Source organism: Bacillus sp. SG20033 (assembly GCF_044570195.1).
Lineage (GTDB): Bacteria > Bacillota > Bacilli > Bacillales > Bacillaceae > Bacillus > Bacillus subtilis.
Map to the genome: position 1 here is coordinate 2,544,336 of NZ_CP172606.1, position 18,983 is coordinate 2,563,318.

At 44.7% G+C, this 18,983-nt stretch carries 19 protein-coding genes; 9 read left to right on the forward strand and 10 right to left on the reverse strand.

Annotated features, from left to right (window positions below):
• The first annotated feature begins 60 nt into the window (after window positions 1-60).
• Window positions 61-1,314: an MFS transporter gene (locus tag ACFVP7_RS13400; protein WP_122894919.1), complete on the forward strand. Its 1,254-nt coding sequence runs from the start codon at window positions 61-63 to the stop codon at window positions 1,312-1,314.
• A 29-nt stretch (window positions 1,315-1,343) separates the two neighbouring features.
• Entirely contained in the window at window positions 1,344-1,502 is a 159-nt protein-coding gene (locus tag ACFVP7_RS13405) for a hypothetical protein (protein ID WP_004398585.1), read from the forward strand.
• Here the strand turns inward: ACFVP7_RS13405 and ACFVP7_RS13410 are convergent.
• The 5 genes from ACFVP7_RS13410 to ACFVP7_RS13430 form a co-directional block, all read right to left on the reverse strand.
• Window positions 1,499-1,885 (reverse strand): VOC family protein, encoded by a 387-nt coding sequence (locus ACFVP7_RS13410; protein WP_003230391.1) that lies wholly within the window; start codon window positions 1,883-1,885, stop codon window positions 1,499-1,501. The two genes, ACFVP7_RS13405 and ACFVP7_RS13410, sit on opposite strands and share 4 nt — an antisense overlap.
• Window positions 1,886-1,889: 4 nt before the next feature.
• On the reverse strand, window positions 1,890-2,849 hold the full coding sequence (gene coaA, locus ACFVP7_RS13415) for a type I pantothenate kinase (RefSeq protein ID WP_003245966.1): 960 nt from the start codon (window positions 2,847-2,849) through the stop codon (window positions 1,890-1,892).
• 71 nt (window positions 2,850-2,920) lie between these two features.
• Window positions 2,921-4,267, reverse strand: a complete 1,347-nt coding sequence (gene dsdA / locus ACFVP7_RS13420) for a D-serine ammonia-lyase (RefSeq protein WP_375059937.1) — start codon at window positions 4,265-4,267, stop codon at window positions 2,921-2,923.
• 75 nt (window positions 4,268-4,342) lie between these two features.
• Window positions 4,343-5,122 (reverse strand): SDR family oxidoreductase, encoded by a 780-nt coding sequence (locus ACFVP7_RS13425; protein WP_015483409.1) that lies wholly within the window; start codon window positions 5,120-5,122, stop codon window positions 4,343-4,345.
• Between the two features lie 5 nt (window positions 5,123-5,127).
• Window positions 5,128-6,087 (reverse strand): MBL fold metallo-hydrolase, encoded by a 960-nt coding sequence (locus ACFVP7_RS13430; RefSeq protein WP_375059936.1) that lies wholly within the window; start codon window positions 6,085-6,087, stop codon window positions 5,128-5,130.
• 403 nt (window positions 6,088-6,490) lie between these two features.
• Between ACFVP7_RS13430 and proC the strand changes: the two genes are divergently transcribed.
• A complete protein-coding gene (gene proC / locus ACFVP7_RS13435; RefSeq protein WP_116316562.1) occupies window positions 6,491-7,327 on the forward strand; it encodes a pyrroline-5-carboxylate reductase in 837 nt (278 codons plus the stop codon).
• Between the two features lie 39 nt (window positions 7,328-7,366).
• On the opposite strand, the gene ACFVP7_RS13440 is transcribed toward proC, so the two are convergent.
• Window positions 7,367-9,010, reverse strand: coding sequence for a M20/M25/M40 family metallo-hydrolase (locus tag ACFVP7_RS13440; protein WP_396582276.1), 1,644 nt, complete (start codon window positions 9,008-9,010; stop codon window positions 7,367-7,369).
• Window positions 9,011-9,181: 171 nt separating this feature from the next.
• On the opposite strand from ACFVP7_RS13440, the gene namA reads away from it, so the two are divergent.
• Together namA and ACFVP7_RS13450 are read left to right on the forward strand one after the other, a co-directional pair.
• Window positions 9,182-10,198 carry an NADPH dehydrogenase NamA gene (namA, locus tag ACFVP7_RS13445; RefSeq protein WP_003230377.1) on the forward strand — a complete coding sequence of 339 codons (1,017 nt, stop codon included), beginning with the start codon at window positions 9,182-9,184 and terminating at the stop codon, window positions 10,196-10,198.
• Window positions 10,199-10,307: 109 nt separating this feature from the next.
• Window positions 10,308-11,069: an alpha/beta fold hydrolase gene (locus tag ACFVP7_RS13450; protein ID WP_124058556.1), complete on the forward strand. Its 762-nt coding sequence runs from the start codon at window positions 10,308-10,310 to the stop codon at window positions 11,067-11,069.
• Window positions 11,070-11,112: 43 nt separating this feature from the next.
• Here the strand turns inward: ACFVP7_RS13450 and rpmG are convergent, their stop codons facing one another.
• Both rpmG and rnz read right to left on the reverse strand, forming a co-directional pair.
• Window positions 11,113-11,262, reverse strand: a complete 150-nt coding sequence (gene rpmG / locus ACFVP7_RS13455; protein WP_003226511.1) for a 50S ribosomal protein L33 — start codon at window positions 11,260-11,262, stop codon at window positions 11,113-11,115.
• Window positions 11,263-11,343: 81 nt separating this feature from the next.
• Window positions 11,344-12,267: a ribonuclease Z gene (gene rnz, locus ACFVP7_RS13460; RefSeq protein ID WP_396582278.1), complete on the reverse strand. Its 924-nt coding sequence runs from the start codon at window positions 12,265-12,267 to the stop codon at window positions 11,344-11,346.
• A 226-nt stretch (window positions 12,268-12,493) separates the two neighbouring features.
• Between rnz and zwf the strand changes: the two genes are divergently transcribed.
• Window positions 12,494-13,963 carry a glucose-6-phosphate dehydrogenase gene (gene zwf / locus ACFVP7_RS13465; RefSeq protein ID WP_014480196.1) on the forward strand — a complete coding sequence of 490 codons (1,470 nt, stop codon included), beginning with the start codon at window positions 12,494-12,496 and terminating at the stop codon, window positions 13,961-13,963.
• 124 nt (window positions 13,964-14,087) lie between these two features.
• Here zwf and gndA read toward each other — a convergent pair whose 3' ends face one another.
• Both gndA and ACFVP7_RS13475 read right to left on the reverse strand, forming a co-directional pair.
• Window positions 14,088-15,497: an NADP-dependent phosphogluconate dehydrogenase gene (gene gndA, locus ACFVP7_RS13470; protein ID WP_003230365.1), complete on the reverse strand. Its 1,410-nt coding sequence runs from the start codon at window positions 15,495-15,497 to the stop codon at window positions 14,088-14,090.
• 109 nt (window positions 15,498-15,606) lie between these two features.
• Window positions 15,607-16,851: a DNA polymerase IV gene (locus ACFVP7_RS13475; RefSeq protein ID WP_015251756.1), complete on the reverse strand. Its 1,245-nt coding sequence runs from the start codon at window positions 16,849-16,851 to the stop codon at window positions 15,607-15,609.
• A 72-nt stretch (window positions 16,852-16,923) separates the two neighbouring features.
• Here ACFVP7_RS13475 and mifM point away from each other — a divergent pair, with 72 nt between their 5' ends.
• The 3 genes from mifM to ACFVP7_RS13490 all read left to right on the forward strand — a co-directional run bounded on the left by mifM (window position 16,924) and on the right by ACFVP7_RS13490 (window position 18,980).
• Complete coding sequence (gene mifM, locus ACFVP7_RS13480) at window positions 16,924-17,211, forward strand: membrane protein insertion/folding monitor MifM (RefSeq protein ID WP_010886563.1); 288 nt, start codon at window positions 16,924-16,926, stop codon at window positions 17,209-17,211.
• 30 nt (window positions 17,212-17,241) lie between these two features.
• Window positions 17,242-18,069: a membrane protein insertase YidC gene (locus tag ACFVP7_RS13485; RefSeq protein WP_396582280.1), complete on the forward strand. Its 828-nt coding sequence runs from the start codon at window positions 17,242-17,244 to the stop codon at window positions 18,067-18,069.
• Between the two features lie 182 nt (window positions 18,070-18,251).
• Window positions 18,252-18,980 carry a DUF2071 domain-containing protein gene (locus ACFVP7_RS13490; protein WP_338730557.1) on the forward strand — a complete coding sequence of 243 codons (729 nt, stop codon included), beginning with the start codon at window positions 18,252-18,254 and terminating at the stop codon, window positions 18,978-18,980.
• Window positions 18,981-18,983 lie beyond the last annotated feature (3 nt).

Below are 18,983 nucleotides of genomic sequence, written 5' to 3' on the forward strand. Positions count from 1 at the left end.
GAAGGAAATTTTTTCATATATGATAGAGAAAGATCATACATACAGGAGAGAATATAATTCATGAAGAAATGGAAAGATATCCACCCGATCAGCTGGACAATTATAATCGGAACCATTTTCGGCAGAATGGCAACATCGATGAGCATTCCTTTTTTAGCGATTTATTTGACAGCCGTCCAAGGCGCATCAGCTTCCTATGCAGGGCTGGTCATCGCCGCGAGCTCATCAGTCGGCATCCTCGCAAGCTTTTACGGCGGATATATCTCAGATAAATTCGGCAGAAAAAACATGATGCTTGTATCGATTTTCGGATGGATGCTGGTATTTGCAGGCTTTGCGGCAGCATCTCATCTCTGGGTGTTTTTTGTAGTAAACGCATTAAACGGTCTTTGCAAATCACTGTTTGAGCCCGCTTCAAAGGCCTTGCTGTCTGATATGACAGAAGAAAAAACGAGACTGCTAGTTTTTAATTTACGCTATGCGGCTATTAATATCGGCGTTGTCTTCGGACCTGTGCTTGGCCTATATTTCGGCTCATCGCAATCGACTACGCCCTTTTTGGTGCCTGCAGTCATTTACGGACTATACGGAATTGTGCTTGCCCTCCAATTTAAAAAACATCCATCCTTATCAGCACCAGCCCAGTCCCGAAATATGAGCGTGCGGGAAGCGTTTATGGTCACGCAAAAGGATTATCTTTTTACCATTGCTTTGGTCGGCATTACGCTATGCACCTTCGGCTACTCACAATTCAGTTCCACATTCCCTCAGTATATGGCGCAGAACCCCTTGATCGGCAATGGAACGAAGCTGTATGGGCTGATGCTGACATTAAACGCAATCGTTGTGTTGGCGACGCAATTTCCCATTGTCCATTTTGCAAAACGGTTTTCGCCGCTTTGTTCTCTGATGCTCGGTAATGTGATGGTTAGCATCAGCATGGCCATTTTCACCGTATCACACGGTGTTCCATCAATTGTGATGATTGTCATCACATTTACAATCGGCGAAGTGCTTTTATTCTCTATGATGGATTTGTATGTAGACCAGATTGCAAAACCAGGATTAAAAGGCACTTATTTCGGGGCAATCGGTTTTTCACAGCTCGGAAACGTCATCGGCCCTTGGGTCGGGGGGATATGTATAGACCTGTTTGGCGCTGGCCGGCCGATTTATATTTTTTCTGTCCTGAGCGGCATTACCCTGCTCGGCCTGCCATTTTTAGCGTTCGCCTATCGGCAAATGAAAATGGAGACCACAAAACACCGTTCCCGTCTGGAAAAGCCGCTTTACATAAAAAACGGAAGAGAATGAATCTCTCCCGCAAACATGAGGTGAAGAACATGAATATAGGTGATGTGATGTTTCAGCTGTTTGTATTTATTATATTTGCCGCTGTCGTCTTTGCGGCTGTTACAGGCTTCAAGTATGCGAAAAACCGAAAAGCGCAGCTGGATCGCATTGAGAAAAAGCTGAACAGCCTGTCCGAAGATCACGATTAACAGCTTGGGGCAACGAGCTCTACCTTAATCCGGTCTGGATCCTCACAAAAGACTGCATAATGCCCGTCTCCTCCGGCAAAAGGATGCCTGTCTCGGTACAACACACGATAACCTTTTGCCGTCAATTTTTCAGTCATCTGATCGACTTGAAGCTTGGATTCAGCATGAAATGCGAGATGGTTCAGACCGACTCGGCATCTATGGTATTTCGGCTCTAGAAATGACTCTTTCGCCTGCACAATCACTAGGTAAAAACGATCTTTCTTCCAGCTGATGCCTGAGCTCCATTTTTGATACTCTTTATAACCAAGTTCTTTTAAGAACCAGCCCCAAAACCGCCTAGACGCCTCCAAATCAGAGACATACAGTTCAATATGATGCACAATTTCATACCCTCCTTACCAGCACTTCCTCGACCTTATGCCCGTCTCCCTTACGCAAAATGAGATCTGACCTGAATTTAGTCGGCAAAATATTTTCATATAAATTCGGCCGGTTGACACTCTCCCAAATCGAGGCTGCCATCTCGTCAGCCTCCTGATCGGACAAGTCTTTAAATTTATGAAAATATGAATCAGGATTTTGAAAAGCTGTTTCCCGAAGCAGGCGAAAACGCTCTAAATACCAAGTGAAAATCCGGCTTTCCTCCGCATCCACATAAATCGAAAAATCAAAGAAATCGGAAACAAAAATACGCGGGTTTTCCCGGTCATCCTCCAAGGTGGGCGACTGAAGAACATTAATGCCTTCAATAATCACAATATCCGCCTGTTCTACAACCTCGAACACACCTTCCTCGCGGTCATAGGTTAGATGGGAATACACCGGGGCCTTTACGCTGTCCTTTCCTGATTTTAAGTCATTCAAAAATTCGAGCAGCGCCTTTACATCATAGCTTTCAGGAAATCCTTTTCTTGACATCATATTTTTCTTTTTCAGCTCGGCAGTAGGAAATAAAAAACCATCTGTCGTGATAAGGCTCACTTTTGGACGGTCAGGCAAACGCGAAAGCAGCTTCTGCAAGATCCGCGCCGTCGTGCTTTTTCCGACTGCGACACTGCCGGCAATGCCGATAATAAACGGAATTTTGGCTGAATGTGGGTGCTTCAAAAAAACATTGACATGCTTATTGCGTTCAGCCGCAGACTTGACATGTAAATGAAGCAAGCGAACAAGCGGAATATAGATCGTCTCCACTTCTTCAACAGATAGATAATCATTCAATCCTTCCACAGCTTTTGCCTCTTCTTCAGATACAGCAATCGACAAATGCCCCCCAAAACCAGACCAAGACTCCCGATTGTGCTGTGTATATAAAGTATGTAGGTTAAGTTCTTTATTTTTCACTGTTTACACCTGACTCTCTGTAGGTTAAAACCCTTACAAAGATTGTAACGGAAAACCTTTTCACTGTCTGCTTATTTTTCATTTCGTTTTTTTAGCAAATCAGCACCGATTCGGTTATACGCAGCCATTTCATCTTTTGGAACCATGCTTCCTCCCGTTCCCCAGACGACATGTACGGCATGTTCCATCTTATATTTCTGAGCATAGCGCCTTCCCTCTTCTGTCGAAAAAAGCTGAACCGGCCCGAACATGCCGGCAAGAGCAGAGGGCTCTAAATATTTATCTTCAGATACAGCCAGCATATGAAGCAAAGTATAAAGCGTATTGTCCTCTACCGTATAACAGCCGCTCAGAAGCGGTTCAATCAGCTTGCCGACAAATCCTGACGGCCTCCCTACGGCAAGTCCGTCAGCAGCCGTCTGATTATCCAGGCCGATATCCTGGACGGAGATCTTCTCGTGAAGTCCTGAATAAAGCCCTAACAGCATACAAGGTGAATGAGTTGGTTCTGCGAAAAACACATGAACATCATCTCCGTATAAAAGCTTCAGCCCAAATGCTACACCGCCCGGTCCTCCGCCGACTCCGCACGGCAGATACACAAACAAGGGCGTCTCAAGACTTGGCTTTATATTCATACAGTCAAGCTGTGTTTTTAATCGGCTTGCAGCAACAGCATATCCTAAGAACAGCTGACGAGAATGTTCATCATCAATAAAATAACAGAATGGATCTTGTTCCGCCTGCCGTCTCCCTTCGTTCACCGCTTCACTGTAATCTGTTTCGTACTCCATAACAGTGACTCCCTTTTGGCGGAGGAGATCCTTTTTCCACTGCTTAGCATCGGCGGACATATGCACTGTCACGCGAAAGCCGAGTGCCGCGCCGATGATGCCGATGCTTAAACCTAGATTTCCTGTCGAACCGACAGCAATCGAATAGCGGGAGAAAAACCCGGTAAACCGCTCTTCCTGTAAGATGCGGTAATCATCGGTTTCCTGAAGCATTCCTTCTTGAAGCGCGAGATTTTCAGCATGCTTTAACACTTCATAAATCCCGCCCCTCGCTTTAATCGATCCTGAAATCGGAAGCTCATGGTCGCACTTTAAAAGCCATCTTCCGGGAAATGGCTGCTGATATGCCGCTTCCAGCTTTCCCTTCATATGCTGAACCTCAAAAAGCGGAGACTCGATGATTCCTTTAGCGCCTTTCGTCTCAGGAAACACCTCGGCAATGTAAGGTGCAAACCGCCGCATTCTTTTTTCCGCTTCCGCTATCTCGGTTGCCCACTCATCTGCACGGGGTATTGGCCCCTCTTTCTTGCCTGAATTTGCCCAGAATACAGGCTCTGCATCAATCAGTTTCTGAATAAACGGATCTTTAAGCAGAGCATGAAGGACTTCTGAATGAACTGACATTCAACAATCTCTCCCTTCCACTATCAAAAACTGCCTCGTGAGAAACAAGCCACTCCACCACAGGCAGTTCCATCATTATTTTTTCATGAGCGCGCGTCCTGCCAGCTTTTCTACAAGAGCTGGAAACAGCTGATACAGCTTAGTGCCGGCATTCATTAAACGCGGAAGATTGATCTCCCGCTTTTTCGTAAAAATTGCAGCTGTAATTTGAGCTGCCACGTCATCAGGATCAAGCATCCAGCGGCCGACATTTTTGGCGTAGTCCCCGCCTTTATCAGCAATGGAAAAAAAGTCCGTCTGAATCGGTCCCGGGTTGACTGTTGTCACATAAATGCCGGTTCCCGAAAGCTCCATCCGCAAAGCGTTTGAGTAACCTAACACGGCATGTTTGGTCGCGGAATACAGGCTCGACTTCGGTGTTGCGATTTTCCCCGCTTGAGAGGCGATATTGATGATATGGCCCTTTTTTTGCTCAAGCATTTGCGGAAGCACCGCTTTTGTACAGGCGATCAGGCCGAAGACATTCACATCAAACATCGCTTTCATGTCATCCAATGTAGAGTCTAAAACCGTTTCAAATATACCGAAGCCCGCATTGTTAATCAGTACATCAACCGAGCCGATCTGATCGCGGACCCGGGCGATATCCTCTAGGCGGCCGACATCCAGAGGAAAAATCTCACACTGTCCGCTCCATTCCTCGGTTATTTTCCTTTTGATTTCTATCAAACGATCCTCGCGTCTAGCCGACAGAAGGACATGGGCTCCTTCAGCCGCGCATAAGTATGCGATTCTTTCACCAAGCCCTCCTGAAGCGCCGGTTATCCAAATCCTTTTTCCCGCTATATGTTTCACCCATTTCACCTCTTCATTGTTTTAAAGTATGCGGTATTTCCTTCCCAATATGACGTGATGGCTTCTTCAGCCTCCAACACATCAAGGTGACCTGCCGTTTCTGACATCGTTAAAAACAATTCCTTTTCATATACAGCAGGAAAAAGCTGCTGACAGACCTGAAAAGCGGTCATCGGCTTTTCATCCAGCATGCGACGCACATCCTCCGTCCTGTTCCTCTGCTTGTCAAAACGCTTCTCAATCAGCGCTTGTACACCGGTGATAGGCTCGCCGTGACCAGGAAATACGATTGTTGGATCAAGTTGAGACAGCCTTCGCAATGACCGCTGATAATCCACTAAAGGCTTTGACCTGACGTCTCCCGCTTTCGGTGCTTCCAAAATCGGATTAGACGAGCTGTTTGCCAGCAGTAGATCGCCGCCAAGCATCCTTCCGCTTTTTTCATGGAACAGAACGATATGCGATTCAGCATGTCCAGGCATCTCCAACACAGACCAGCCCTCAAGCCCATCTATGCCCATACCTTCTCTGATTGATTTTGTCAGAGATCTCGTACAGGAAAATGCGTACGCTGATCGAATCAGCTTTTCCGCCTTCCCCGTATCAAATGGAACGCCTAATTCAGGCAGCAGCTTTTGAAAAAAACGTTTTTGCCAATCCATAAAGGCTTGATTTCGGCTGATATAAGGTTCGTTGAACGCATGCCCAATCACTTCGATTTCATCTGAAAAGACATCAAGCAAGCCTGCATGGTCAGCATGATGGTGAGTCAGGACAACCTGCTCGATATCTGACAATTTCACATTTACAGCGGCAAGCTGCTCTTGTAAGGCTCTGGCAGCCTCTTTTGTATTCGGCCCTGCATCAATAAGTGTCAGTGCATCACCTTTTACGAGGTAAACGATAACATCGCCGACAGCAAACGGCGTCGGGACGCGGATCGTAATTACATCTTCAGTTGTCATCCTTTCGCTCCTTGTCTTCATTCATTATTCATATTTTAGCTTTTTCTCGGTCTTGTGTCATTATTGCTGAATGAGAACAAACCTTTTTGAAAAAGCTATTGACATTAGCTTATCCGCCATTGCATAATGAACAACAAACTAAAACGAGAACCATTGGAACGCTATGACGAGGAATAGTATACAAGGCAATGGCCTAAGAGAGCGATACCCCCGGCTGAAAGGTGTTGCGGCCCGCTTGTTTGTAGAACCTGCCCTCAAGTCGCGGTTAGGAAAACCTAAACGTTTCCCGCGTTACGGGATTTGAGCTGAGCACAATTTGTGCTAATGAGGGTGGTACCGCGAACCTTTTCGTCCTTTACGTGATGAAAAGGTTTTTTGTTGTTCTGATAGAAGGAGGATATCAATGAAAAAGATAGGATTTGTCGGCGCCGGGTCAATGGCAGAAGCAATGATCAACGGCATTTTGCAAAGCGGCATCACAAAACCAGAACATATCTATATTACAAATCGCTCAAATGACGAGCGTCTGATTGAATTAAAGGAAACGTACGGCGTGCGTCCATGCAGAGATAAAAATAAGTTTTTCACTCACACCGATATCATTATCCTCGCTTTCAAACCGAAAGACGCGGCGGAAAGCATCGACAGCATCCGGCCGTATATCAAGGACCAGCTTGTCATTTCAGTACTTGCAGGCCTTACCATCGAAACCATTCAGCATTATTTTGGCAGAAAGCTCCCGGTCATTCGCGTCATGCCGAATACATCAGCGGCAATCAGAAAATCAGCAACCGGATTTTCCGTAAGCGCTGAAGCAAGCCAGAATGATATTAGTGCCGCAAAAGCTCTATTGGAAACAATCGGTGATGCAACACTGGTTGAGGAGCGAGATCTTGACGCTGTCACTGCAATCGCAGGCAGCGGCCCGGCCTATGTGTATCGTTATATTGAGGCGATGGAAAAAGCGGCACAAAAAGTAGGATTAGATAAAGAAACGGCAAAAGCACTCATTTTGCAGACAATGGCAGGGGCAACAGATATGCTCCTTCAAAGCGGCAAACAGCCGGAAAAGCTGCGTAAAGAAATCACCAGTCCTGGGGGCACTACAGAGGCAGGTCTTCGCGCTTTACAGGACTCCCGCTTTGAAGAAGCAATTATTCACTGTATTGAAGAAACAGCTAAACGGAGCGCAGAAATCAAAGAACAGTTTGCCGGTGCCGCCTTAGAGAGACATTCTTAGATGTAAGACAAAAACAGAAGGCACAGTGCCTTCTGTTTTTTATGTTTCCCGCAGCAGCTGGCCGGCAGATTCTGATTGCTTTAATAGCGCGGAGATCGTAAATGAAAGCAAATCGGGAAGCACTTCAAAGGAATAAGGCATATACAATCTTTCCGTCCATTTATGCGGGTCTTTACCAGCCGGACCGACATTTAAAACCGGGACATATAAAGCCTGATTTTTACCGCTTGGCAATGAATATCCTCTGTTAAAGAGCGGCATATTGCTTGTGTATGCATCAACCTCCTGCTTTTCCAGCTGAAGATAACTCAAGTCCGAAAGTCCGGGGAAGTACTGAACCTCCCGTAATGCAATGCCGTATCGCTCAGCCGCATAATGCTTTAACTGATCTGCTGTATTCCTGATCAATTGATCATCCTTCGAAGAAACAGCCGGATACAACGGCGGGCTGTAAAAAAGCACAATGAGCGGCGCATCCTCCTTACAAAGCGAAGCAAGCTCAGAAACAATTTTCGTCGAAAAATCCCTGTCTCCAAGCTCCCCCCTGTTAGCAAAGGCATAATTTAGAGCCCGCTCTGTTTCCGAGATCCCCGCACGCTTTTTTGCACGCGAGACCAGCTCATCAAATGTCAAAACAGTGACGTCCCGCTCAATCGGCTGAAATGGCTCAAATTGTTGAAAATCCTGTGTTTTCTTCCGAACGTTCGACATGATTTCCTCTGCCGCCTGTTCTGCTGTTTTAAGCAGCATCTGATGCAGCTCACTAGCTGAGCGTTTCATTGACAGCACATTAAATAATGTGACGGCTGTATGCGGTGTCTGGACTGAATATGCCTCTTTCAAGTCCTTTTGCATTAAGTTTACCGGCGGCGGAGTGACCTCGCCATCAACCTTTTCGCAATAATCAGCATTCAATTCAAGCAAACGGTTAATCTCAGATACCATTAAATTTGCGTTTAGGCCTGAAAACGGCTCTCCAACATGTGTCTCAATCCCCTTGCAGAAAAAACCCGCAAGCACCTTGCCAATGCTTCCTGTATAAAAATATTGCTGCTGATCGCCGGGAAATTTTTCAAACATCGGTTCGGCATTCAGGCAAGCGGTTAATGTGATATCATGCTTTTTCTCCATTTCCTTCAATGCAGGAACCGCTTCAATCATGCCTCTTGAATTCACTTCCTCGTCCGGAACCGTTATCAACAGCAGATTGCCCTCAAAATGCCCGTTCATTGCCCTCTCCAGCATCGACAGTTGAACACAAAGCCCCGCTTTCATATCCATCGTCCCTCTTCCGAACAGCCAGTCTCCGCTTTCGGCATCTCTTCTCACACGTTCCGGGAGCAGCTCTTTTTTCTCTAAAAAGGAGCTCAAAAGCTCAGCAGGCTTGCAAGCCATATGTTTAAATTCGCCGTAATCTTCTATGTCAACGACATCAAAATGACTCAGCAGAAGCACTGTCTTTTTGACATTCTTCTTTTTGACTAGAGCCGTAAGAAAAGATCTGCCATCGTCCATCGGATGAAGTATTACATCATCAGGGTGCTTTTGAAAATAGGGCTTGTCCTTCAAAATAAAATAAAGATACTCTGCAAGTGCTGCCTCGCCCTTTGAACCGGTGATGCTTTCGTATTGCACAAGAGAAGTTAAAAGTGCCAGCAATTCGTCCTTCGTCTGCCAATTCATTGATTTCGCCCCTCCTATGAATAAAAATGCTTCTATACTGAAAAATAAACTGATTTCTCGTCTATTATACAGAAATGTTTGACAAAAGCGGTTCTTTTGAGCAGTTTATATGACGGGAAAGAAATGACTTGATATAATCAATCTCTAAAAACCTTACGGGAGGCGAAAGAAATGGCCAGAAAATTATTCACACCGATTACAATTAAAGATATGACGTTAAAAAACCGCATTGTCATGTCGCCAATGTGCATGTATTCTTCTCATGAAAAGGACGGAAAATTGACACCGTTCCACATGGCACATTACATATCGCGCGCAATCGGCCAGGTCGGACTGATTATTGTAGAGGCGTCAGCGGTTAACCCTCAAGGACGAATCACTGACCAAGACTTAGGCATTTGGAGCGACGAGCATATTGAAGGCTTTGCCAAACTGACTGAGCAGGTCAAAGAACAAGGTTCAAAAATCGGCATTCAGCTTGCCCATGCCGGACGTAAAGCTGAGCTTGAAGGAGATATCTTCGCTCCATCGGCGATTGCGTTTGACGAACAATCAGCAACACCTGTAGAAATGTCAGCAGAAAAAGTAAAAGAAACAGTTCAGGAGTTCAAGCAAGCGGCTGCCCGCGCAAAAGAAGCCGGCTTTGATGTGATTGAAATTCATGCGGCGCACGGATATTTAATTCACGAATTTTTATCTCCGCTTTCCAACCATCGCACAGATGAATATGGCGGCTCACCTGAAAACCGCTATCGTTTCTTGAGAGAGATCATTGATGAAGTCAAACAAGTATGGGACGGTCCTTTATTTGTCCGTGTATCTGCTTCTGACTACACTGATAAAGGCTTAGACATTGCCGATCACATCGGTTTTGCAAAATGGATGAAGGAGCAGGGTGTTGACTTAATTGACTGCAGCTCAGGCGCCCTTGTTCACGCAGACATTAACGTATTCCCTGGCTATCAGGTCAGCTTCGCTGAGAAAATCCGTGAACAGGCGGACATGGCTACTGGTGCCGTCGGCATGATTACAGACGGTTCAATGGCTGAAGAAATTCTGCAAAACGGACGTGCTGACCTCATCTTTATCGGCAGAGAGCTTTTGCGGGATCCATTCTTTGCAAGAACTGCTGCGAAACAGCTCAATACAGAGATTCCGGCCCCTGTCCAATACGAAAGAGGCTGGTAATGCCCATAAGAGATATCCTGTAGAGGATATCTCTTTTTTTATTTTTAGAGAAACGATCGGCTAAGGTTCTCCGTCTCCCTAGTAGAACCAATTAGAGGAGATGACTCCAATGAAATCAGCTTGGATGGAAAAGACATATACAATTGACGGATGTGCGTTTCATACACAGCACCGGAAAGGATCAAGCGGTGTAACGATTGTCTTTGAGGCCGGCTATGGTACTTCTTCTGAGACGTGGAAACCATTAATGGCGGACATTGATGATGAATTTGGCATTTTCACATATGATCGGGCAGGCATAGGAAAAAGCGGGCAAAGCAGAGCTAAACGAACAGCTGAACAACAAGTGAAAGAATTGGAGAGTTTGCTTAAAGCAGCTGATGTAAAGCCTCCTTATTTGGCTGTTTCACACTCATACGGAGCTGTCATCACCGGTTTATGGGCCTGCAGAAACAAGTATGATATTATCGGCATGGTCCTTCTTGACCCAGCTTTAGGCGATTGCGCCAGCTTTACCTTTATACCCGAAGAAATGCACAAATCACATACGAGAAAAATGATGCTTGAGGGCACACATGCAGAGTTTTCAAAAAGTCTGCAGGAGCTCAAAAAGCGGCAAGTCCACTTAGGAAACATGCCTCTCCTTGTGTTGTCATCAGGAGAACGGACTGAGAAATTCGCTGCTGAACAGGAGTGGCAAAACTTGCACAGCAGCATATTGTCTCTATCTAACCAAAGCGGCTGGATTCAAGCTAAAAACAGCTCCCACAACATCCATCATGATGAACCTCATATCGTTCACTTGGCTATTTATGACGTATGGTGCGCAGCGTGCCAGCAGGCCGCTCCTCTTTACCAGGCAGTCAATTAACGTAAAAAAAGACCGGGCCGTAAGGGATTCCCGGTCTTTTATATTATTTTGTTTCACGGTGAAGGGTATATTTCTTTAAACGCGGTGAATATTTTTTCAGCTCCAAACGGTCTGGATTGGTGCGTTTATTTTTTGTTGTGATGTAATTTCGGTCTCCCGTTTCAGTGCAGGCTAAAGTAACATTTACTCTCATAATTAACATCTCCTTATAAAGCGTAATGATTACGTTTTATTATACAACGTCATCACAAATTGTCAAATAAGAGCTCCGCCTTCAGCCTCGCGGGACGTTTACCTCTAAGAAATCATATGCCGCCACGCTATTGGGGAAAACGTCAACCGCTTCTTTTTGAAGCTCCAAAGAAGCATCTCCCTGGTATCTTGCGCTGATATGGGTTAAAATGAGCTGCTTCGCTCTTGCTTCTTTCGCTGTTACAGCCGCTTGTTCCGTTGTACTGTGATAATAATCATAAGCAAGTTTACGGTCTTCCTTAGCAAAGGTTGTTTCATGAACAAGCACATCACAATCCCTCGCAAGCTCTTTTAGTTTGTCACTTACTCTCGTATCACCGGAGAACACAACAGATCTTCCCTTTTTGGGAGGCTCCAGAAAATCATTCCCATTGATGATTCGTCCGTCTTCAAGCGTTACCGTTTCGCCTTTTTTGATTTTCTGATATACAGGTCCGGGCGGGATGTTCATTTCTTTTAATACATCAGCCTTCAAGGAACCCGGTACGTCTTTTTCCTGCACACGGTACCCGAAAGCTTCCACTCCATGAATAACAGATACCGCTGTGACAATAAACTGATCGTCCTCAAACACGATTCCTTCTTCAATTTCCTGGATCGCAAGCGGGTATGTCAAATGGGTCTTCGTGACGGCAAGGCTTGTTTCAATAAACGCCTTGATCCCTTTAGGTCCGTACACTGTCAGCTCGTCCTCTCCGCCTTGAAAAGAACGGCTCCCCAGAAGCCCCGGAAGTCCGTATACATGATCGCCGTGCATGTGTGTAATAAAGATTTTCTCTATTTTACGAGGTTTAATCGTTGTATGTAAAATTTGATGCTGTGTGGCTTCCCCGCAGTCAAAAAGCCATACCGAACGCCTTTCTTCAAGCAATTTTAATGCTACAGAGGTGACGTTTCTCGCCTTGGCGGGAATGCCGGCTCCCGTCCCTAAAAAAAGTAATTCCACGTTTCCTTCCTCCTACTAGAACCAGATACCTACAAGAATACAGGATCAAGCGCAAAATGTGAATCTTGCCTCTGAAAAGAACAATCCTTTCGTGCTAGAAACATTTTTTCAGCATTCTGCTTAAAAAAGGGCTTAAATGTTTGCTTTCGTTGAATTTTAGATTTAAAATGAAGGAAATATACGGGGTGTACTAAAATAAAGCTTCGAATAAAGTGAGGTACTTTTAGTGAAAACAAACCAACAACCAAAAGCAGTAATTGTTATATTCGGTGCAACTGGAGATTTAGCAAAACGAAAATTGTATCCGTCTATTCACCGTTTATATCAAAACGGACAAATCGGAGAAGAGTTTGCAGTGGTAGGAGTTGGAAGAAGACCTTGGTCTAATGAGGATCTTCGCCAAACTGTTAAAACATCCATTTCCTCATCTGCAGATAAGCATATAGATGATTTCACGTCTCATTTTTACTATCACCCGTTTGACGTGACAAACCCTGGTTCTTATCAAGAGCTTAACGTATTGCTTAACCAGCTGGAAGATACATATCAAATTCCTAACAACAGAATGTTCTACTTGGCAATGGCTCCTGAATTCTTTGGAACGATTGCAAAAACATTAAAATCAGAGGGTGTAACAGCTACAACCGGCTGGTCCCGCCTTGTCATCGAAAAACCGTTCGGCCATGATCTGCCAAGCGCACAGGCATTGAATAAAGAAATCCGCGAAGCATTTACGGAAGATCAAATTTACAGAATCGACCATTATCTAGGCAAACAAATGGTTCAGAACATTGAAGTGATTCGATTTGCCAATGCGATTTTCGAACCGCTTTGGACAAACCGCTACATTTCAAACATTCAAATCACATCTAGCGAATCACTAGGCGTTGAAGACCGCGCAAGATATTACGAAAAATCAGGCGCCCTTCGCGACATGGTGCAAAACCATATTATGCAGATGGTTGCCCTTCTTGCAATGGAGCCGCCTATCAAATTGAACACAGAAGAAATCCGCAGCGAAAAAGTGAAGGTGCTGAGAGCACTTCGTCCTATTGCAAAAGACGAAGTGGATGAATACTTTGTGCGCGGACAATATCAAGCTGGTGAAATTGACGGTGTACCGGTTCCTGCTTATACAGATGAAGATAATGTCGCTCCTGACTCCAATACAGAAACCTTTGTTGCCGGCAAGCTCCTGATCGACAACTTCAGATGGGCTGGTGTTCCATTCTACATCAGAACCGGAAAACGAATGAAAGAAAAGTCCACAAAAATTGTCGTTCAATTTAAGGACATTCCGATGAACCTGTACTACGGTAATGAAAACAACATGAATCCGAACTTGCTTGTCATTCATATCCAGCCTGACGAAGGCATTACGCTTTACTTAAATGCTAAAAAGCTTGGCGGAGCAGCACACGCACAGCCAATCAAACTCGATTATTGCAGCAATTGCAATGACGAGTTGAACACCCCTGAAGCATATGAAAAACTAATTCACGACTGTCTTCTTGGCGATGCAACAAACTTTGCACACTGGGATGAAGTTGCCCTTTCTTGGAGCTTTGTCGACTCTATTTCTGAAACATGGGCAGCAAACAAAACCTTATCTCCTAACTACGAATCAGGCTCAATGGGACCGAAAGTATCTGATGATCTTTTGGCGAAAGACGGCTTACACTGGTGGAATATATAATAAGAAGAAAAAAGCCGAAAATGTTTACAAGCATTTTCGGCTTTTTTGCAGCTGTCACAGAGGTATAGCACTCTCATTAATAACAAAACCCCCGAAGCTCTATAGCTTTGGGGGTTTCTATTGATTACTTCATCCATTCAGTATGGAAGATGCCTTCTTTGTCAGTACGCTCATAAGTATGAGCGCCAAAGTAGTCGCGCTGTGCTTGGATTAAGTTTGCAGGCAGTACGGCTGTGCGGTAGCTGTCATAGTAGGCTAATGCGCTTGAGAATGATGGCACCGGCACACCTTGGGCAACTGCAAGTGAAATCACTTGGCGAAGCGCTCCTTGATAGCTTTCTACAATATTCTTGAAATAGCTGTCAAGAAGCAGGTTGTCAAGCTCAGGCTCGCGATCGTAAGCTTCTTTGATCTTCTGAAGGAATGCCGCGCGAATGATGCAACCACCGCGGAAGATCATAGCGATTTCACCATATTTCAGATCCCAGTTGTATTCTTCAGAAGCAGCTTTCATTTGGGCAAATCCTTGCGCGTATGAACAGATTTTACTCATGAACAACGCTTTTCTGACCGCTTCAATCAGCTCTTCTTTATTTTCTGTAACAGGCTTCACTTCTGGTCCTGAAAGAAGTCCGCTCGCTTTTACACGCTCTTCCTTCATAGCTGAGATAAAGCGTGCGAATACAGATTCAGTAATAATCGGAAGCGGAACGCCTAAGTCAAGTGCGCTTTGGCTTGTCCATTTTCCTGTTCCTTTTTGGCCTGCTTTATCAAGAATCACATCAACAAGCGGTTTGCCTGTCTCTTCGTCTTTTTTTGTGAAGATGTCAGCCGTAATCTCAATCAGGTAGCTATCAAGCTCACCTTTATTCCATTCAGCGAAAACTTCATGAAGCTCATCAGCAGAAAGGCCCAGCACCTGTTTCAGAATGAAATATGATTCAGAGATCAGCTGCATATCTCCGTATTCAATTCCGTTGTGCACCATTTTTACGTAATGGCCGGCGCCGTCCGGACCGATATATGTCGTACAAGGTTCTCCGTCAACTTTTGCAGAAATGGCTTCAAGAATCGGTTTTACAAGCTCATGTGCTTCTTTTTGTCCGCCAGGCATGATAGAAGGTCCTTTAAGCGCCCCTTCTTCTCCGCCGGAAACGCCTGTTCCGATAAAATGAATGCCGCTTTCAGCGAGTTCTTTGTTACGGCGCTGTGTATCTTTATAGTATGTATTACCGCCGTCAATTAAAATATCATCCTTCTCTAGATGAGGAAGAAGAGATTGAATTGTCGCATCTGTTGCAGTTCCCGCTTTAACCATTAATAAGATTTTGCGCGGTGTTTCCAAGGATTGGACAAATTCTTCAATGCTGTAAGTGCCAACAACATTTTTTCCTTTTGCCTCCTGTAAAAACTCCTCAGTTTTACTGCTTGATCTGTTGTAAACAGAAACAGAAAATCCCCGGCTTTCGATATTTAAAGCCAGATTTTTACCCATGACCGCAAGTCCGATAACGCCGATTTGTTGTTTTGACATATTCTAACGTCCCTTCTGCAAACGTTTAATCATTTTAAAATTTAAATTAAAATAAAATGATATTTATAATAAAGAAATTACCATACATTCACCCTTTTTTTCAAGCGATTCAGCTTTTCTTTTCATCTTGAAAAAAATCTTTATTAAAGCTTGTTCCCTTTGTTTTGCTCTCCTCTTTTTTTAACGTTGCCCCTTTTCTGATCAGTTTGGTACCGTACTTTTTATTCAGCTTTTCCATCATCTGCTGAATGGGCTCATCCTTCGCATCTTCATTAAAGCTGAACAAATCGAGCTGTTTATAGGCCTGCTCTTTTTCTACTAAATCCGTTCCGGTAATGCCAAGCAGCCTGACAGGATTTTTATTCCAATGTTTAAAAAAGAGGTGCTCCGCTTCTTTCAAAATGTCATTTTTTTGATCAATCGGGTTTCTCAGCGTAGTGCTTCTTGTGATGGTTTTCCAATCCGCATATCTAATCATAATAAAAAGCTTCGAAGCCATGACTTCCTTGCGCTGTAAACGGTCACTCACAGAAGCGGCAAGCTTTCTAAAGACGCCTAACAGCTCTTCTTCATCACTGGAATCATGGGAAAGTGTCGATGAGTTGCCGACGCTTTTAAATTCATAAATGCGCTCCGGGTCAACCGGCGCATGGTGAATGCCATTTGCTTTATTTTTAAGGCGCGGACCGTTGATGCCAAGCAGGCGCTTCAGCGAGTGTTCATCAGCTGCAGCTAGCTCTCCGATTGTATGGATGCCGAGTCCCTTCAGTTTTTCCGCTGTCTTTTTGCCGACTCCGTGCATCTCTCCAACAGGAAGCGGCCACAGGATATCAGGCACTTGTCTCTTTCTTAAGATCGTAATTCCAAGCGGTTTTTTCATATCAGACGCCATCTTAGCGAGAAATTTATTCGGCGCAATCCCTATGCTTGACGGGAGCAGCAGCTCTTTTTGCAGCCTGCTTTGGATTTCTTTTGCCGTCTCCAGAGCGCGGCTGCTGTATGGTGTATCGGTCATGTCCATATAGCCTTCGTCGATGGAGACAGGCTCCACCAGGTCAGTATATTCACGAAGAATGGTAAACATCGCTCGTGAAGAGTTTCTATAGCGGTCAAAGTTCGGCGGAAGAACGATGAGCTCAGGACAATGGCGCTTCGCTTGCCAAACCGGCATCGTTGTTTTGACGCCGCGCGCTCTTGCTTCATAGCTGCATGTTACCACAATGCCCTTTCGCTCTTTTACGTTTCCGGCAACTGCGACCGGCTTTCCCCGGAGAGCCGGATCATATGCCATTTCAACCGACGCATAAAAGCTATTCATATCAATATGGAAAATAATTCGGCTCTTTCCCGGCATAAACAAATCTCCTTTTCGGTCATTAGACAACAGCTTGTACATATAGTAAAATGAAGCTATTGAATGGATGTGATGACAATGTTTGTGGAATCGATAAATGACGTTTTATTCTTAGTCGATTTTTTCACAATTATTCTTCCTGCTCTAACGGCAATCGGGATTGCATTTCTCTTACGGGAGTGCCGTGCGGGCGAGCAATGGAAATCAAAACGAACAGATGAACATCAGACGGTCTTTCACATTAACCGAACAGACTTTCTTATTATTATATATCATCGCATTACAACTTGGATACGTAAAGTCTTCCGCATGAATTCGCCTGTGAACGATGAGGAAGACGCCGGTTCTCTTCTTTTATAAACCGCATTTATAAAAAGGAGGAGAACAAAATTGTTAAAAACATATCAAAAACTTTTGGCTATGGGTATCTTTTTGATCGTATTATGCTCGGGCAATGCTGCATTTGCAGCGACTAATCAGGTGGGAGGCCTCAGCAACGTAGGTTTTTTCCACGATTATTTAATCGAACCGTTTTCCGCTCTGCTTAAGGGTGTTGCCGGGCTGTTTCACGGAGAATACGGACTCTCTATTATCCTCGTAACCATTATTGTGCGTATAGTTGTATTGCCTTTGTTTGTCAATCAGTTCAAAAAACAGCGCATCTTCCAAGAGAAAATGGCCGTTATTAAACCTCAGGTTGACAGTATCCAGGTTAAATTGAAAAAGACGAAGGACCCGGAAAAGCAAAAAGAACTGCAAATGGAAATGATGAAGCTGTATCAGGAGCATAATATCAACCCGCTTGCGATGGGCTGTCTTCCAATGCTGATTCAGTCTCCGATTATGATTGGGCTTTATTACGCGATTCGCTCAACACCTGAAATTGCGTCACACTCGTTTCTATGGTTCAGTTTAGGGCAATCTGATATTCTCATGTCCCTTAGTGCAGGGATTATGTATTTTGTCCAAGCCTATATCGCTCAAAAACTGAGCGCGAAATATTCCGCTGTCCCGCAAAACCCTGCGGCGCAGCAATCCGCAAAATTGATGGTGTTCATCTTCCCTGTGATGATGACGATTTTCTCGCTTAATGTTCCGGCAGCCCTTCCGCTGTACTGGTTTACAAGCGGACTGTTTTTGACAGTGCAAAACATCGTCCTTCAGATGACGCATCATAAAAGTAAAAAAACAGCCGCTCTTACTAAGTCGGTGAAATAAAAAAGCAACCCCGCGCGAAAAGCCGGGGTTGTTTTTTTGTTACTTGCAAAGCATACCGCGCCAAACAGTCTTGTTTATCATGGCTGAAGCAGAAATGGCCATCCTAAAAAATAGCCGTACCGTTTAAAAAGAAGGAAATCGGGAATACCTTTACTCACCTCCAACCGAAAGGAGCATATACGTTGACGGAACGCTTTCAGCAAAAAAATATTTCTGTACCTGATGGAATCTGGATCATGAGACAAACCTGGAATGATGTCTTATTTGCTCACTGGCCTGTTGATGTTTCTATCCTTCGCGTTTTGGTACCGTCCGCTTTAGAATTAGATACATATAACGGGCAAGCTTGGATCAGCATGCTTCCCTTTATGCTCACGAACCTAAGGGCGCGTTACCTTCCTGCCATTCCCGGTGCGCGTGCATTTCCTGAGCTTAACCTCCGCACCTATGTCACGTATAAAGGCAAGCCCGGCATTTATTTTTTTAGCTTAGATGCCGATCATCGGCTGGCGGTCCTTGGCGCTCGCACATTCTTTCATCTGCCTTATTTTTACGCGGATATGAAAGCCGAAAAAAACGGTGATGCCATTGACTATGTCAGCAAGCGGAAAAATGACAAAGAAGCAGCATTCCACGCCGCATACCGGCCCATTTCAGCGCCTTTTACAGCAGAAAAGGATTCGCTCGATTACTGGCTGACAGAACGATACAGGCTCTACACCACTTATCGCAATAAGCTTTATTACGAAGACATCCATCATCATCCGTGGCTGCTGCAAAACGCCGAAGCAGAAATTTCAGTCAATACGGTGACTGATGCTCACGGTATTACATTGCCGGAGTCAGACCCCTTGCTTCATTATGCTAAAAAACAGGATGTGTTATTTTGGCCGCTTAGGAAATGGAGCTAAAAA

What these genes read in the sequence shown, in the direction of transcription:
- ACFVP7_RS13400 (WP_122894919.1), top strand. Translation starts at nt 61, where the DNA reads ATGAAGAAATGGAAAGATATCCACCCGATCAGCTGGACAATTATAATC.
- ACFVP7_RS13405 (WP_004398585.1), top strand. Translation starts at nt 1,344, where the DNA reads ATGAATATAGGTGATGTGATGTTTCAGCTGTTTGTATTTATTATATTT.
- dsdA (WP_375059937.1), bottom strand. Translation starts at nt 4,267, where the DNA reads ATGTCAGTTCATTCAGAAGTCCTTCATGCTCTGCTTAAAGATCCGTTT.
- ACFVP7_RS13430 (WP_375059936.1), bottom strand. Translation starts at nt 6,087, where the DNA reads ATGACAACTGAAGATGTAATTACGATCCGCGTCCCGACGCCGTTTGCT.
- proC (WP_116316562.1), top strand. Translation starts at nt 6,491, where the DNA reads ATGAAAAAGATAGGATTTGTCGGCGCCGGGTCAATGGCAGAAGCAATG.
- ACFVP7_RS13440 (WP_396582276.1), bottom strand. Translation starts at nt 9,010, where the DNA reads ATGAATTGGCAGACGAAGGACGAATTGCTGGCACTTTTAACTTCTCTT.
- namA (WP_003230377.1), top strand. Translation starts at nt 9,182, where the DNA reads ATGGCCAGAAAATTATTCACACCGATTACAATTAAAGATATGACGTTA.
- ACFVP7_RS13450 (WP_124058556.1), top strand. Translation starts at nt 10,308, where the DNA reads ATGAAATCAGCTTGGATGGAAAAGACATATACAATTGACGGATGTGCG.
- rpmG (WP_003226511.1), bottom strand. Translation starts at nt 11,262, where the DNA reads ATGAGAGTAAATGTTACTTTAGCCTGCACTGAAACGGGAGACCGAAAT.
- gndA (WP_003230365.1), bottom strand. Translation starts at nt 15,497, where the DNA reads ATGTCAAAACAACAAATCGGCGTTATCGGACTTGCGGTCATGGGTAAA.
- ACFVP7_RS13475 (WP_015251756.1), bottom strand. Translation starts at nt 16,851, where the DNA reads ATGCCGGGAAAGAGCCGAATTATTTTCCATATTGATATGAATAGCTTT.
- mifM (WP_010886563.1), top strand. Translation starts at nt 16,924, where the DNA reads ATGACAATGTTTGTGGAATCGATAAATGACGTTTTATTCTTAGTCGAT.